The sequence below is a fragment of the Streptomyces sp. NBC_01237 genome, from assembly GCF_035917275.1.
In the GTDB taxonomy this organism is placed as follows: domain Bacteria; phylum Actinomycetota; class Actinomycetes; order Streptomycetales; family Streptomycetaceae; genus Streptomyces.
Window position 1 is genome coordinate 5,535,688 of sequence record NZ_CP108508.1, and the last position, 15,386, is coordinate 5,551,073.

Here is a 15,386-nt window from a genome sequence, read left to right on the forward strand (position 1 = left end):
ATATGCCCGATACATTTTCGTGACCTCGATGGATCGGGTCCGCCGGTGGCGGCCACCGCCCCGTTTCCCTCACACGGCGTGGCCGCGCGGTTCCCTTACGTGCCTGCCCGGGAGGTCTCGTACCGGAAGCGGCCACGGGCTGTCAGTGGGGCGGCCTAGACTCGTCAAGCGATGAGCAGCCTCTTTGACGACAGCTTCCTGACCGGCCTCCAGAACTCGGAGGAAGGGCCCCCGCCGCCTCCCGAGGACCACGCACCCGAAGCGGTGCCGGAGGGTCTCTTCGAGGGCGTCTTCGACGCGCCCCCGCCGCCCCGCGACGGCTACTACCGCGACGGTGCCCCGCGACCGGTCATCGATGCCGCGGCGCTGCTCGACGGACTGAACACCGAGCAGCGCGCCGCCGTGGTGCACGCCGGATCGCCGCTGCTCATCGTCGCCGGTGCCGGCTCCGGCAAGACCCGGGTGCTGACCCACCGGATCGCCCATCTGCTCGCCGAGCGGGGTGTGCACCCCGGCCAGATCCTCGCGATCACCTTCACCAACAAGGCCGCGGGCGAGATGAAGGAGCGCGTCGAGCAGCTCGTCGGACCGCGCGCCAACGCCATGTGGGTCATGACCTTCCACAGCGCGTGCGTACGCATCCTGCGCCGCGAGTCGAAGAGGCTCGGCTTCACCTCCTCGTTCTCGATCTACGACGCCGCCGACTCCAAGCGGCTGATGGCCCTGGTCTGCCGCGATCTGGACCTCGATCCGAAGCGCTACCCGCCGAAGTCGTTCACGGCCAAGGTCTCCAACCTGAAGAACGAGCTGATCGACGAGGAGACCTTCGCCGGTCAGGCCGCCGACGGCTTCGAGAAGACGCTGGCCCAGGCGTACGCGCTCTACCAGGCGCGGCTGCGCGAGGCCAACGCCCTGGACTTCGACGACATCATCATGACGACGGTCCACCTGCTCCAGGCGTTCCCGGACGTCGCCGAGCACTACCGCCGCCGCTTCCGGCACGTCCTGGTCGACGAGTACCAGGACACCAACCACGCGCAGTACACGCTCGTACGCGAACTGGTGGGCCCGTCCGGGGAGGCCGACGCACCCGCCGAGCTGTGCGTCGTCGGTGACGCGGACCAGTCGATCTACGCCTTCCGCGGCGCGACCATCCGCAACATCCTCCAGTTCGAGGAGGACTACCCGAACGCGACCACGATCCTGCTGGAGCAGAACTACCGCTCCACGCAGACGATCCTCTCCGCCGCCAACGCGGTGATCGAGCGGAACGAGAGCCGCCGCCCCAAGAACCTCTGGACGAACGCCGGCACGGGCGCCCGGATCACCGGCTACGTCGCCGACACCGAGCACGACGAGGCGCAGTTCATCGCCGACGAGATCGACCGGCTGACGGACGCGGGCGACGCGAAGGCGGGTGACGTCGCCGTCTTCTACCGGACGAACGCCCAGTCCCGTGTCTTCGAGGAGATCTTCATCCGGGTCGGCCTGCCCTACAAGGTCGTCGGCGGGGTGCGCTTCTACGAGCGCAAGGAGGTCCGGGACGTCCTGGCCTACCTCCGGGTCCTCGCCAACCCCGAGGACACCGTCCCCCTGCGCCGCATCCTGAACGTGCCCAAGCGCGGCATCGGCGACCGCGCCGAAGCGATGATCGACGCGCTGTCGCTGCGCGAGAAGATCTCCTTCCCGCAGGCGCTGCGCCGTGTCGACGAGGCGTACGGCATGGCGGCCCGCTCGGCGAACGCCGTGAAGCGGTTCAACACGCTCATGGAGGAGCTGCGCACGATCGTCGAGTCCGGCGCCGGGCCCGCGGTGGTCCTGGAGGCGGTCATGGAGCGTACCGGTTATCTCGCCGAGCTCCAGGCGTCCACGGATCCCCAGGACGAGACCCGCATCGAGAACCTCCAGGAACTGGCCGCCGTCGCGCTCGAATTCGAGCAGGAGCGCGGCGACGAGGAGGGCGCGGGCACCCTCGCGGAGTTCCTGGAGAAGGTCGCGCTGGTCGCCGACTCGGACCAGATCCCGGACGAGGACGAGGACGGCTCCGGCGTCATCACGCTGATGACCCTGCACACGGCCAAGGGCCTCGAATTCCCCGTGGTGTTCCTGACCGGCATGGAGGACGGCGTCTTCCCCCACATGCGGGCGCTCGGCCAGGCGAAGGAGCTGGAGGAGGAGCGGAGGCTCGCCTATGTCGGCATCACCCGCGCCCGTGAGCGGCTCTATCTGACCCGGGCCGCGATGCGCAGCGCCTGGGGCCAGCCCTCGTACAACCCGCCGTCGCGGTTCCTGGAGGAGATCCCGGACCAGCACCTGGAATGGAAGCGGAAGGGGCCGATGGCGGCTCCGGCCGGGCCGACCTCCGGGATCACGTCCTCGCTGTCCTCGTCCCGCGCGCGCTCCGGTCCGTCGGGCTTCGCCACCCGTCGCACCACGGACAAGCCGGTGGTCACGCTGGTGGTGGGCGACCGGGTCACGCACGACCAGTTCGGGCTGGGCACGGTGACGGCGGTCGAGGGGTTCGGCGACCAGGCGAAGGCGACGGTGGACTTCGGCGACGAGCGGCCCAAGAAGCTGCTCCTGCGGTACGCGCCGGTCGAGAAGCTCTAGGGGCCCGTGGGCGGTGACGGGCCTGCGGGCCCGTCACCGCATCACATCAGGTCGGGTTGACGCCGTGGCTGCGGAGCCACGCCAGCGGGTCGACCGACGAGCCGCCGCCGGGCCGGACCTCGAAGTGCAGGTGCGCGCCGGTGGAGTTGCCCGAATCCCCGGCGTACCCGATGACGTCACCGGCCTTCACCGGGCCCGAGCGGATCCTGGTGCTGCTGAGGTGGCAGTACCAGGTCTCCGTGCCGTCGGCCATGGTCACGATCGCCATGTTGCCGTAGGCGCTGTTCCACTGGGTGCGCACGGTGCCGTCGGTCGCGGCCATCACCGGAGTGCCGTACGAGACGGGGAAGTCGATGCCCGTGTGGACGGACATCCAGTTGACGCCCGCCTGGCCGTAGTAGGCGCTGAGACCGTGCTGCTTGACCGGCAGGACGAACTTGGGGCGCAGCGCCTCACGGCGTGCCGCCTCCTCCGCGCGCTTCTTCTTGTCGGCGGCCTGGCGCTCCTTCAGGTCGATGCGCTCCTGGGTGCGGCTGGCGCGGTCCCGGAAGTCGTCGGCATCGGCGCTGAGCCGGGCGAGCTGGGTGTCCAGCTTGTTGTTGGAGGCGACGGGCTTGACGGTGCTGGGGTCGGCGGCCGCCATCGAGACGGTGTCGTCCTGCTTCTCCTCGCCGCTGCCGAGTCCGCCGACGGAGGCGGCGGCGATGCCCGCGACGCTCATGACGCAGGCCGAGGGGACGGCGACGGTGAGCAGCGCGGAACGCTTGGCGGGCGTACGGCGCCGGGCCCGGCCGCGGTTCGCGGAACGGCCCACGGGCCGGGGGGAGCCGACGGCGTACGCGGCGGTGACGGGATCGCGCTCGTCGGCGCCGCTCCCGCTCGTGCCGCTCTCCGGCGTCTCGGGCTCCAGGACCGCGAACTCGGCGGTCTCGGGTGCCTCGGGAAGAACGTCCGGCGCCTCGGTCGTGTCGGGCGTGTCGGACGTCCCGGGCGATTCGATGGAGGCCGCGCCCTGTTCGTACGGTGAGTACGACGTCTGTTCGGGGTCGTACGGCGCGTTCTCGGGCGTGGCGCCGGAGTTCCAGGCGGTGGCGTCGTAGGCACCGGTGTCGAAGGCGGCGTCCCCGTACGTACTCGTCGTACCGGAGCCGTAGGCGGTGGTGGCGAAGCTGCCGGTGCCGTACGCCGTCGCGCTGTCGTAGGAGCCGGTCGCGTAGCTGCCGGTGTCGTACGTGCCGGTCGCGTAGGTGCCGGTGTCGTACGGGGCGCTGCTGAAGGTGGTGGTGGGGAACGCGCCCGTGTCGGTCGCCGCCCACTGGCCGGTCTGCTGCTCACCGGTCTGCTGCCACGTGGTGGTGTCCCACTGGCCGGAGGTGTCCGCAGCGCCCGCCGGGCCCGGGATGCCGGGTTCGGGAGTCCAGGTGGCCGCGGTGTCGTACGGCTGCTGGACCTGCGCCTGGGCGGTGTAGGTGTCGTACGGGGCGGTCGGGTGTGCGCCCGTGTCCCACTGGGAGGAGTCGTACTGACCGCTGTGATCGGGCTGCCCGGTGGCGTACGTGGTGTCGTAGCCGCCGTAGGAGCCGCTGTACCCGGGGGCGTAGCCCGCGTCGTATCCGCTGTCCTGGTCGCCCGGAAGAGCACCGAAGAGCGGATCGGCGTCGAAGTTGCCGGTGGACTGACTGTCGTATCCGACGTGTCCGGCGTGGGGGTGCTGGTCGTTCACCAACTTCTCTCTCGCCTCGGCGGCAGGACCTGCTCAGGACTCCGGTGGAGGGATTCCAGGGGGAAAGCAGTGGCCGCGACTGTACCCGGCAGTACGCGACGACGACAATCTTCGGCAGGTTTTGGGCCCTCAGGAAACGGGCAATCGGCCGCCTTTCGGTGGAGTGCTGACGCAGCCTTGGCGATTTGTTCGAAACGCGTTCTATTTGTGGGCGGGGCATAGCCCCGTCAAGCCACTCGGGCCGCTCAGGCCACCGACGCCGTTCCGGAGGAGGGGGCCGGGGGTGCCTGCGCATCGAGGGCGGCACGGATGGCGGCGGCGACCGCGGGATGCACGGTGAGGGCGAGGTGGCCGATGCCGCTGACGCGCACGTTTTGCGCGTCGAGGTCGGGATGGTCGATGCGCGCCGTCCCGACCGGGACCATCATCCGGTCCAGCTCGCTCCAGAAGCTCACGAACCGCGTCCGGCAACCGGGGGCCGGTCTGCGCAGCTCCTCGATCACGGAGGAGCCGCCCCGCATCTGACGCACGAGGGGGTGAGCGCTCGCCGCCGGGGCGACGGCGGTGCCGCTGTGCGGTGTGCCGAGCGTGATCAGCGTGCGCACCCGGTGGTCACCGCCCAGCCGCTGCACGTAGTACCGGGCGATCAGTCCGCCGAGGCTGTGCCCGACGATGTCGACCTCACGGTGCCCGGTGCGGGCGCAGATCTCCTCGATGTGGCGTCCGAGCAGCTCGGCCGCCGTGCGGATGTCGCGGGTCAGCGGCGAATAGTTGAGGGATTCCAGGTGGCGCCGGCCGTGCCGGGAGAGGGAGCGGCGCAGCAGGACGAAGACGGAGCGGTTGTCGATGAGCCCGTGCAGCAGGACGACGGGTGGCGGGGCCGGACCGGCGGGCAGGGCGGTGGTGCCGGCAGGCGGGGCGTCCGGGCCGATCCCTCGCGGTGGTGCGGCGCCGGGCGTCGGAGCAGGGCCGTGGCGCTCCTGGGTGAGGCCGAGCGGGTAGATGAGCAGATGCCCGGCGAGGACCGCGAGCTCCAGCGCGGTGGCGCCGAGCAGCGCGGACGAGGGCCGGGGGCGGCGGGGGACCGGGCGGCGTGCCGAGGGGAGGGAAAGGCGCGACAGTGGGAGGGAGAGAGGGAGGACCTTCATGGCCGACCTCCTGTACCGGCACGTGGGGAGGCGGCTGCGACTCTCCGTATGCCCTCATGGGGTGTCGGAGGCACCGGTGTCCGACGGAACGGATGCCGGTGAGCCGCACCACCGTGCCGTGCGGCTGGCGGCACGGTGGTGCGGCGACCTCGTAGCGGCTCCCCTCGCGTCCGTCCCCGCGCGGCGGGTGTGCCGAGTGGTGCGGGGAACGACGCGTAGCGAACATGTCCCACATGTGATTTCCCCCTCCCCGTCCACCGCGAAACGGCGGCTTGCGGGATGCTGTGGATAACGTTCGTTCACATCCCCGGCCCTTCAGGCACGGGAGACCATGTGGAGGCAGTGATGGGTGTGACCGGTCCGATTCGTGTGGTGGTCGCCAAGCCGGGGCTCGACGGCCACGACCGTGGAGCCAAGGTGATCGCGCGGGCGCTGCGGGACGCCGGTATGGAGGTCATCTATACCGGGCTCCACCAGACGCCCGAGCAGATCGTGGACACGGCGATCCAGGAGGACGCCGACGCCATCGGTCTCTCGATCCTCTCCGGGGCGCACAACACGCTCTTCGCGAAGGTGATCGAACTGCTGAAGGAGCGCGAGGCGGAGGACATCAAGGTGTTCGGCGGCGGCATCATCCCGGAGGCGGACATCGCACCGCTCAAGGAGCAGGGCGTCGCGGAGATCTTCACCCCCGGAGCGACGACGGCCTCGATCGTCAACTGGGTGAACGCCAACGTCCGTCAGCCCGCGGAAGCCTGAACCGGCCGGCCGGACTGGCCCCTCAAGCCAGTTCGGCGTCCATCGCCGCGCGCAGACGCAGGGTGGACACCAGCCGCTGGAACGCCTCCGACCAGTAGCCGCCCGCTCCCGGTGACGCCCCTTCCGGCTCGTCCTGAGCGGTCGTCAGGACCTCCAGGTGATCCGCCTCCGCCGGGTCCAGGCAGCGTTCGGCGAGGCCCATCACCCCGCTGAAGCTCCATGGGTAACTCCCCGCGTCCCGGGCGATGTCGAGCGCGTCGACCACCGAGCGGCCGAGCGGACCGGCCCACGGCACCCCGCAGACGCCGAGCAGCTGGAACGCCTCGGACAGTCCGTGCGCCGCTATGAAGTCCGCCACCCAGCCCGCGCGTTCGTCGCCGGGCAGGGTGGCCAGGAGCTTGGACCGTTCGGCGAGAGAAGCCGTACCGGGACCGTTGGACGGGGGCGTCGCGGGGGAGCCGAGCAGCGCACGGGCCCACTTCGGGTCGCGCTGCCGCACCGCTGCCCTGCACCACGCGGCGTGCAGCTCCCCGGCCCAGTCGTCGGCGACGGGCAGGGCCACGATCTCCTGAGCCGTACGTCCCCCGAACCGCTTGGGCCAGATGGTGAGCGGGGCGGCCTCCACCAGTTGGCCGAGCCACCAGGACCGTTCCCCGCGCCCGGTCGGGGGGACCGGCACCACACCGTCGCGCTGCATTCCGGTGTCGCACTCGTGCGGTGCCTCCACGGCTATGCGGGCACCGCCGCCCGTACGGTCGGGATTCACGCAGGACGCGGCGCGGGCCGCCATCCGTCCGGCCAGCGCCGAGCCGGGCAGCGCGGACAGCAGCTCGGCCGCGGTCGACCGGACATTGCGGCTCCGGTCGGACAGCGCCTGCTCCAGGAACGGCTCGTCGGCCCCGGACAGGCCGGTCCGCAGCGAGTCGAGGAACATCAGCCGGTCCTCGGCCCGCTCGGTGGACCAGGTGGTGGCCAGCAGGGCGAGCGCGGCACCCGGATCCCGCGTCCGTACGGAGTCCAGCAGCGCGACCCGCTCCGCGAACAGACCCTCCTCCCACAGTCGGCGCACCGCGTCCGGGTCCGAGACGTCGGGCCGGACCGAGCCGCCGGAGGAACCGCGCAGGGCGAACTTCCACTCGGGATTGAGCGCGGCCAGCCACAGGCCGAGCGGTCCGGCGAAGGTGAGCGCCTGCGGGCGCAGATCCGTACGCGCCCGTGCCGCGTCCAGCAGCGGCGGGAGCAGCGCGGCCGGGGCCCGGAAGCCCCGCAGATTGGCGGTGGCCAGCCACTGGGGGATGAGTTCGGTGAGGTCGGGTGCCGTACCGCGCCGCCCGCCGCCGGACGGTGCGGCACGGTCGGCGAGCAGCTGGGCGAGCCTGCGCCGGGCGGCCTCGGGGAGCGGCGGGCGCGGATCGGCGGGGGCGGACTCCGGCCGGGCGCCCGGCGGTGCGGGCAGCAGACCGGCCCGCCGCCGCACGGTGTGCAGCGCCGCGGCGTCCAGCAGCGCCACCGGAGCGTTCGCCGGAGAGGGGCCCGCCGTCCCGGCGGCCGGGGGGCGTCGGTCGGTTCCCAGCAGCGCCGATGTGACGAGCTCCTCCCACGCCGGGGACGCGGGCACGGCACCGGGCGAGGCCGGCGTCCCGGCACCGGTCTCGGACGACACCACGGGTGGGGTCTCGCGCGGCGTCGTGGATGCGGTCTCGGGCGACATCGGGGATGCGGTCTCGTGCGGCGGCGTGGATGAGGTTGCGGACGAGGTCGTATTCGTACGGGGCATCGGTCCCCCTCCAGGGTGGTCGGGAGTCGCAGAGGTCGAGAACGCGCGCCGGAGCGTGCGGCCATGGGGGTCAGATGAGCGGCACGGCCTCGCCGGACCCCGCCCCCTCGCTGACGGGGTCCGCGCTCCAGGCCGCGAACGGGTCGAAGCCGCGATGGCCGATCTCGCCGAAGACGTTGACGGGGCCGCCGCCGGAGAGCGCGACGAGCTTCCACAGGCCCGGCCGGGACAGCGCCGCCGGGGCCACCGGAACGGCGGACTCGGCGTGGGCGTCGGCCAGTTGCCACCCGTCCCCGGAGGGCACGGGTATGACCTCGCGCAGGGTGACCGGCCGGGCGTCGAGCCATGGATCGTCCCGAAGGGCGTCCCCGTACGCGGCGAGCGCGGCGGCCGTACCGGCCCCCGGTGGAGGCGTCCCCCCGGGTACGGGCGTACCGAACTGCCGGCCCAGCTCGGCCCTCAGCTGCCCGGCACCCGGATACGGCGTGAGCTCCGCGTCCAGCGTGACGCCCACCGGCAGCGCCTGTCCGGGCGAGCGCCCCGCGGCTCCGAAGGAGAGCAGCAGCGCGGTGCGGCCCGACTCCCTTCCGTACAGCCAGATCCGGCGGGCGACGATCTTGCCGTCCGGGGTGTCGTACTGCGCGAGGACCAGCCAGTGGTCGCGGACCGGGGGCCCTTCGGCGGACGAGGTCAGCCCCACTCTCGTACGCACGGTCGCGGCCAGGGGCTCCGGCAGCCGGTCCAGGCCCAGCCAGGCCGTGTCCAGCAGGTGGAGCAGCGCGCACTCCTCCAGCAGCCGTACCGGCCAGCCCGGACCGGAGGCGGGTATCGCCCCCAACTCCCGCACCCGGCCCGCCAGTCCCGGCGCCTGGGCGTCGACCATGCGGGCCGCGGTCTCCTCCCACAGCCCGTATCCCGACTGATCGGCCGCCGCGAGGCCGCCCCGCAGCAGGTCGGTGAGACGCTGCTCCAGCTCCTGTGCGCCCCCGGTGATCCGCTCGGCCCGCCGCTCCGCGCGCCTCCTGGCGGCCTCCCGGTCGGCCGGGCCCGCCGCCCCCGTCTCCTCCGGCGGCGACTCCTGCCCGGCGGCTCGGCTGCGACGGCCTTCGAGCCATTCCCGGGCCCAGCCCGCGACTTCGCCGCTCCGGAGCGGCGGGGTGCCGCCCGCCCAGAGCAGAAGCAGCCCCAGCGCGTGCTTGCACGGGAACTTCCGGCTCGGGCAACTGCACGTGTACGCCGGTCCTGTGGTGTCCACCACCGTCCGGTACGGCGTGCTTCCGCTTCCCCTGCACAGCCCCCACACCGCGCCCGAGCCGTCGAGCCCCGCGTCGGACCACCGGTCCGCCGAACCGAGTCTGCTCCCGGCCTTGCGTGACGCATCGTCAGGAGCCAGGGCCAGTACCTGCTCCACCGTCCAGCGCGCCGCCGGACCCGCGGCGCGCGAGGGTTCTCCCCCGTGAGATAGCAGCATGGGAACGACGGTAGGACGTCCCACTGACAATCGGCTGTGACCTGCGATCCAGCCGGTACGGCCAGGATTTGACTTTGCCTTTCCTTTGCGTTTCTCTGCGAGCTCCGGTATTCGGAGTTCGATCCAGGGGGGATCCCAGATGAACCGCACCACCCGCACCACCCGCACGTCCCGTTCCGTCCGCACGGCGTTCTGCGCCGTCGCGGTGACCGGTCTCGTGTTCGGCCTCGGCGCCTGCTCCTCCGAGTCGGTCGACAAGGCCGTCGACAAGGCTGTCGACAAGACGGTGAACGAGAAGTACGAGGTCACGTACGAGGTCACCGGCACGGGCGTCGACGAGATCCAGTTCCACGGCGGCTCCGGCGACGCCATGGACCCGAAGCTCGAAACGGTCAAGTCGCCCACGCTGCCGTGGAAGAAGACCGTGACGCTGACCGGCATCATGCCGCCCGCCGTCATGCCGATGGCGCTGGACGCGGGCGGCGCCGACATCGCCTGCACCATCACGTACGAGGGCAAGGTCATCAAGGAGAGCAAGGGCGAGGGCATGGTCGCGGCCGGCGGGTGCGTCGCCGTCTCGCCGATCGTCGGCTGACCCCTCCCCAACTGCCGCCACATCGGCCCCGACCAGCGGGCGGGGCCGATTGTCAGTGGCATGGTGCACGGTGGAACCACATCAGGTCGAACGATCTGGAGGGGGATCCATGACCGTGCCCGAAACCACCGCAGCCACCGCGACCGCCGGAGCCGGAACAGCCGCGGCCGCGGCCGCCGCCGCCGAGGCGGCCGGGACAGGGGCCCGCCCCGAGGTCCTGCGGCCGCACGCCGAGGACGCGTTCGCCGGTGAACTCAAGGCGCTCGCCGCCGCCGACGACCGGCCGAGACCTGTCCGCTGGCGCCTCTCGCCGTGGGCCGTCGCCACCTATCTGCTGGGCGGGACGCTCCCCGACGGGACGGTGATCACACCCAAGTACGTCGGCCCGCGACGCCTCGTCGAAGTCGCCGTGACCACACTCGCCACCGACCGGGCCCTGTTGCTCCTCGGTGTCCCCGGCACCGCCAAGACCTGGGTGTCCGAACACCTCGCCGCCGCCGTCAGCGGCGACTCGACCCTGCTCGTCCAGGGCACCGCCGGGACCCCGGAGGAAGCCGTCCGCTACGGGTGGAACTACGCGCAGCTGCTCGCCCACGGACCCAGCCGGGAAGCGCTGGTGCCCAGCCCGCTCATGCGCGCCATGTCCGAAGGCATGACCGCCAGGGTCGAGGAACTGACCCGCATTCCGGCCGATGTGCAGGACGCGCTCATCACGATCCTGTCGGAGAAGACCCTCCCCGTGCCCGAACTGGGCCAGGAGGTCCAGGCCGTCCGCGGGTTCAACCTCATCGCCACGGCGAACGACCGGGACCGCGGGGTCAACGAACTCTCCAGCGCACTGCGCCGCCGGTTCAACACCGTCGTCCTGCCGCTGCCCGGGACGGCCGAGGCCGAGGTGGACATCGTGTCCCGGCGTGTCGACCAGATCGGCCGTTCGCTCGACCTGCCGGCCGCCCCCGAGGGCATGGCCGAGATCCGGCGGGTGGTGACCGTCTTCCGGGAGCTGCGCGACGGCGTCACCACCGACGGGCGCACCAAGGTCAAGTCCCCGTCCGGGACGCTCTCCACGGCCGAGGCGATCTCCGTCGTCACCAACGGACTGGCCCTCGCCGCCCACTTCGGCGACGGCATCCTGCGGCCCGCCGACGTCGCGGCCGGAATCCTCGGTGCCGTGGTCCGGGACCCGGCGGCGGACCGGGTGGTCTGGCAGGAGTATCTGGAGACCGTGGTCCGCGAGCGGGACGGCTGGAAGGACTTCTACCGCGCCTGCCGCGAGGTCTCCGGATGACCGGGCGCACCGCGGCCACCGGGCCGCTGCTGCTGGGGGTGCGTCACCACGGTCCGGGATCGGCCCGTGCGGTCCTCGCCGCGCTGGAGGCCGTCCGGCCGGGTGCGGTGCTCGTCGAGGGGCCGCCGGAGGGGGACGCCCTGCTTCCGCTCGCCGCCGATCCACGGATGCGGCCGCCCGTCGCGCTGCTGGCGCACGCCGTGGACGACCCGGGCCGAGCGGCCTTCTGGCCGCTGGCGGAGTTCTCGCCCGAGTGGGTGGCGATCCGCTGGGCGCTGGCCAACGACGTCCCGGTGCGCTTCCTCGACCTGCCCGCGGCGCACTCACTGGCGCTGAAGGAGACCCCGGACGGCCCCCGCGACCCCGCTGCGGCAGGAGACCCGGACGCCCGGGACGGCGGAGGCGAGGGCGGCGGTGCGGCGGACGACCGGAACGGCGAGGACACCGGGGACGGCAACGGCGCGGCGTACAGCCGGATGCCGTTCCCGCCCGCCGTCGACCCGATCGGCGTCCTCGCCGGGACCGCCGGTTACGAGGACCCCGAGCGCTGGTGGGAGGACGTCGTCGAGCACCGCGCTCCCGACGGCACGGCGGGCGACCCGTGCGCCCCGTTCGCCGCACTCGCCGAGGCCATGACCGCGCTGCGCGAGGTGTACGGGGACGGCGGGCATCCCCGCGACGCCGTCCGGGAGGCGTACATGAGAATCCGGCTGCGCACCGCGCGCAAGGAGTTCGGGGACGACATCGCCGTCGTCTGCGGCGCCTGGCACGTCCCCGCGCTCGCCGCCAGGACCACCCTCGCCGCCGACAAGGCCCTGCTCAAGGGGCTCCCGAAGGTCAGGACCGAACTGACCTGGGTGCCGTGGACCCACCGCAGGCTCGCCCGGCACAGCGGATACGGTGCCGGGATCGACTCACCCGGCTGGTACGGCCACCTCTTCGGCGCCGCCGACCGGCCGATCGAGCGGTGGATGACGAAGGTCGCCGGGCTGCTGCGCGACGAGGACAGGTTCGTCTCGACCGCCCACGTCATCGAGGCCGTCCGGCTCGCCGAGACGCTCGCGGCCATGCGGGGCCGGCCGCTCGCCGGGCTCGCCGAGACCACCGACGCCGTACGGGCCGTGATGTGCGAGGGCTCCGACGTGCCGCTCGCCCTCGTCCGGGACCGGCTCGTCGTCGGCGAGACCCTCGGCGAGGTCCCGGACAGCGCCCCCGCCGTCCCGCTGCAACGCGACCTGGCCCGGCAGCAGCGCACGCTGCGGCTCAAACCGGAGGCGCAGGCGCGGGAGTTGGAGCTCGACCTCCGCAAGGACACGGACGCCGCACGCAGCAGGCTGCTGCACCGGCTCCGGCTCCTCGCCGTCGGATGGGGCGAGCCCGCCACCGGCCGGGGGAGCACGGGCACGTTCCGGGAGAGCTGGCGGCTGAGCTGGGAGCCCGAGCTGCATGTACGGATCGCCGAAGCCGGAGTGTGGGGCACCACCGTGCTCTCCGCGGCCACGGCGAAGGCCGAGTCGGAAGCCGTGTCGGCCACCGTCCTGTCCGAGGTGACCGCCCTCGCCGAGCACTGCCTGCTGGCCGGACTGACCGAGGCGCTGCCCCTCGTGATGAAGGCGCTCGCCGACCGTGCCGCACTCGACGCGGACGTCGGCCACCTCGCCGAGGCGCTGCCCGCTCTCGCCCGCTCCCTGCGGTACGGGGACGTACGTTCCACGGACACGGCCGCGCTCGGCGAGGTCGCCGCCGGGCTCGCCGAGCGGATCTGCGTCGGCCTGCCCTCCGCCTGTACCGGACTCGACGCGGACGGCGCCGACGCGCTGCGCCGCCAGGTGGACGGTGTGCACACCGCGATCGGCCTGCTCGCCGGGACCGTACCCGCCGAGGGCCTGCGGGAGCGCTGGGCCGCCGTCCTGCGCAGGCTGGCCGACAGGGACACCGTCGCCGGGGTCATCCGCGGCCGCGCCGCCCGCCTGCTGCTCGACGAGGGGCGGCTGGCCGAGGACGACGCGGCGCGCCTCATGGGCCTCGCGCTCTCGCCCGGCACCCCGCCGCCCGACGCCGCGGCCTGGATCGAGGGCTTCGTCGGCGGAGCGTCGGGCGGCGGCATGCTGCTCGTCCACGACGAGCGGCTGCTCGGCCTGGTCGACACCTGGCTCACCGGTGTCCCCGCGGACACCTTCACCGATGTGCTGCCGCTGCTGCGCCGTACGTTCTCCGCGTACGAACCGGGTGTACGGCGCACCCTCGGCGAGCTGGTCCGCCGCGGACCGGCCCCCGAAGGGCCGCACCACGGCGCCACGGACCCGGCCGCGCCCGGCTTCGGACCCGGCCTCGACGGAGCCAGGGCGGACGCCGTGACGCCGGTGCTGCGCCTGCTGCTCGGCCTCACCCCCGGGCCGGCCGCACGGAACGGCACGCGGGACGGGGACGGAGCCGCGGCGCTCCAGGAGCGGGAGGCAGCCGGATGACGACGCACACGGCGAGGGACACCAGCGGGAGGGAGCGGGAGCAGGTGGCGACGACTGGGGAGGGGGCGGCAGCGACGGGCACGACCGGAGTGGGGGTGACAGCGACGGGCACGACAGCCGTGGGGACGGCCGGGGCAGCGGCCGACGACGAACGGCTGCGGCGCTGGCGGATGGTGCTGGGCGCGGACAGCGCCGAGAGCATCGGACGCACGCTCACCGGCCGGGACACCGCGATGGACGGCGCGCTGAACGCGCTCTACGGCGGCGGGAAGAAGCCCGGCGGGCGGGGCGGAAGCGAGCGCTCGGCGGGGCTCGGGGCCTCCGCGCCCGCCGTCGCCCGCTGGCTCGGTGACATCCGTACATATTTCCCCAGCTCCGTCGTCCAGATCATGCAGCGCGACGCGATCGACCGCCTCGGCCTGTCGTCGCTGCTGCTGGAACCGGAGATGCTGGAGGCCGTCGAGGCCGACGTCCATCTCGTCGGCACCCTGCTCTCGCTCAACAAGGCCATGCCGGAGACGACGAAGGAGACCGCGCGGGCCGTCGTCCGCAAAGTCGTCGAGGACCTGGAGAAACGCCTCGCGGGCCGTACCCGGGCCACCCTCACCGGAGCACTGGACCGTTCGGCGAGGATCGGCCGGCCCCGCCACCGGGACATCGACTGGGACCGCACCATCCGGGCCAACCTCAAGAACTACCTGCCCCTTCCCGGGGAGGACGGGGCAGGAACGGTCGTACCCGAACGTCTCATCGGGTACGGGCGCGCGGCCCGGTCCGTGAAGAAGGACGTCATCCTCTGCATCGACCAGTCGGGTTCGATGGCCGCGTCCGTCGTCCACGCCGCCGTCTTCGGCGCGGTCCTCGCCTCCATGCGCACCCTGGCGACCCGGCTCGTCGTCTTCGACACGGCGGTGGCCGACCTCACCGATCAGCTCGACGACCCGGTCGACGTCCTCTTCGGCGTCCAGCTCGGCGGCGGCACGGACATCAACCGGGCGCTCGCCTACTGCCAGTCCCGCATCACCCGCCCCGCCGACACCGTCGTCGTCCTCATCAGCGACCTCTACGAGGGCGGCATACGCGACGAGATGCTCAAGCGGGTCGCCGCGATGAAGGCGTCCGGGGTGCAGTTCGTGACGCTGCTCGCACTCTCCGACGAGGGCGCGCCCGCGTACGACCGTGAGCACGCGGCGGCGCTCGGTGCGCTCGGCACGCCCGCGTTCGCCTGCACGCCGGATCTCTTCCCCGACATCATGGCCGCGGCGATCGAGAGGAGGCCGCTGCCCGTACCGGACACGGAGCCCGCGCGGTGAGTTCGGCGACACCCCGCCCGCCGACCGCGCTCGGCGGGCCCGCCCCGGCGGGTCCCCGCACCCGCGCCGACGTGGCGTTATGTCCCTCGCGGCTCGGCCACCGGCGCGATCTGTGACCGTAATCACCGCTCAGGTGTGATCTGCGATTTAGGGTCCTGTCGAGCGCGGGGATAACCTGCCGGATGGACATGCCGCGTACTCGGACACCGTGTACGCCTCCCTAGTGACAGCGCA

10 protein-coding genes are annotated in these 15,386 nt (G+C 72.7%); 6 read left to right on the forward strand and 4 right to left on the reverse strand.

Annotated elements, in window-relative coordinates; all coding sequences use genetic code 11:
- The first annotated feature begins 171 nt into the window (after nt 1–171).
- Nucleotides 172–2,610 carry a DNA helicase PcrA gene (pcrA, locus tag OG251_RS24865; protein ID WP_326679211.1) on the forward strand — a complete coding sequence of 813 codons (2,439 nt, stop codon included), beginning with the start codon at nt 172–174 and terminating at the stop codon, nt 2,608–2,610.
- Between the two features lie 46 nt (nt 2,611–2,656).
- Here pcrA and OG251_RS24870 read toward each other — a convergent pair whose 3' ends face one another.
- Both OG251_RS24870 and OG251_RS24875 read right to left on the reverse strand, forming a co-directional pair.
- Complete coding sequence (locus OG251_RS24870) at nt 2,657–4,333, reverse strand: peptidoglycan DD-metalloendopeptidase family protein (RefSeq protein WP_326679212.1); 1,677 nt, start codon at nt 4,331–4,333, stop codon at nt 2,657–2,659.
- A 245-nt stretch (nt 4,334–4,578) separates the two neighbouring features.
- Complete coding sequence (locus OG251_RS24875; RefSeq protein WP_326679213.1) at nt 4,579–5,481, reverse strand: esterase/lipase family protein; 903 nt, start codon at nt 5,479–5,481, stop codon at nt 4,579–4,581.
- Between the two features lie 345 nt (nt 5,482–5,826).
- Between OG251_RS24875 and OG251_RS24880 the strand changes: the two genes are divergently transcribed.
- Nucleotides 5,827–6,240 (forward strand): cobalamin B12-binding domain-containing protein, encoded by a 414-nt coding sequence (locus tag OG251_RS24880; protein ID WP_266803302.1) that lies wholly within the window; start codon nt 5,827–5,829, stop codon nt 6,238–6,240.
- 22 nt (nt 6,241–6,262) lie between these two features.
- Here OG251_RS24880 and OG251_RS24885 read toward each other — a convergent pair whose 3' ends face one another.
- The gene (locus OG251_RS24885; protein ID WP_442818371.1) at nt 6,263–7,951 is read right to left on the reverse strand and encodes a DUF5691 domain-containing protein; all 1,689 of its coding nucleotides are present in this window, start codon (nt 7,949–7,951) and stop codon (nt 6,263–6,265) included.
- A gap of 136 nt (nt 7,952–8,087) precedes the next feature.
- Nucleotides 8,088–9,488 carry an SWIM zinc finger family protein gene (locus tag OG251_RS24890; protein ID WP_326679215.1) on the reverse strand — a complete coding sequence of 467 codons (1,401 nt, stop codon included), beginning with the start codon at nt 9,486–9,488 and terminating at the stop codon, nt 8,088–8,090.
- Between the two features lie 139 nt (nt 9,489–9,627).
- Between OG251_RS24890 and OG251_RS24895 the strand changes: the two genes are divergently transcribed.
- The 4 genes from OG251_RS24895 (at nt 9,628) to OG251_RS24910 (ending at nt 15,152) form a co-directional block, all read left to right on the forward strand.
- Entirely contained in the window at nt 9,628–10,083 is a 456-nt protein-coding gene (locus OG251_RS24895) for an MmpS family transport accessory protein (protein WP_073718270.1), read from the forward strand.
- A 109-nt stretch (nt 10,084–10,192) separates the two neighbouring features.
- Entirely contained in the window at nt 10,193–11,371 is a 1,179-nt protein-coding gene (locus OG251_RS24900; protein ID WP_326679216.1) for an ATP-binding protein, read from the forward strand.
- Nucleotides 11,368–13,839 (forward strand): DUF5682 family protein, encoded by a 2,472-nt coding sequence (locus OG251_RS24905; protein ID WP_326679217.1) that lies wholly within the window; start codon nt 11,368–11,370, stop codon nt 13,837–13,839. The genes OG251_RS24900 and OG251_RS24905 overlap by 4 nt, the downstream gene beginning before the upstream one ends.
- Nucleotides 13,840–13,934: 95 nt before the next feature.
- Entirely contained in the window at nt 13,935–15,152 is a 1,218-nt protein-coding gene (locus OG251_RS24910; RefSeq protein ID WP_442818431.1) for a VWA domain-containing protein, read from the forward strand.
- Nucleotides 15,153–15,386 lie beyond the last annotated feature (234 nt).

Bases quoted from the DNA above. Each gene is read 5' to 3' on its own strand.
- OG251_RS24895 (WP_073718270.1), top strand. From the start codon at position 9,628: ATGAACCGCACCACCCGCACCACCCGCACGTCCCGTTCCGTCCGCACG.
- OG251_RS24905 (WP_326679217.1), top strand. From the start codon at position 11,368: ATGACCGGGCGCACCGCGGCCACCGGGCCGCTGCTGCTGGGGGTGCGT.
- OG251_RS24885 (WP_442818371.1), bottom strand. From the start codon at position 7,951: ATGTCGCCCGAGACCGCATCCACGACGCCGCGCGAGACCCCACCCGTG.
- OG251_RS24900 (WP_326679216.1), top strand. From the start codon at position 10,193: ATGACCGTGCCCGAAACCACCGCAGCCACCGCGACCGCCGGAGCCGGA.
- OG251_RS24890 (WP_326679215.1), bottom strand. From the start codon at position 9,488: ATGCTGCTATCTCACGGGGGAGAACCCTCGCGCGCCGCGGGTCCGGCG.
- OG251_RS24880 (WP_266803302.1), top strand. From the start codon at position 5,827: ATGGGTGTGACCGGTCCGATTCGTGTGGTGGTCGCCAAGCCGGGGCTC.
- OG251_RS24875 (WP_326679213.1), bottom strand. From the start codon at position 5,481: ATGAAGGTCCTCCCTCTCTCCCTCCCACTGTCGCGCCTTTCCCTCCCC.
- pcrA (WP_326679211.1), top strand. From the start codon at position 172: ATGAGCAGCCTCTTTGACGACAGCTTCCTGACCGGCCTCCAGAACTCG.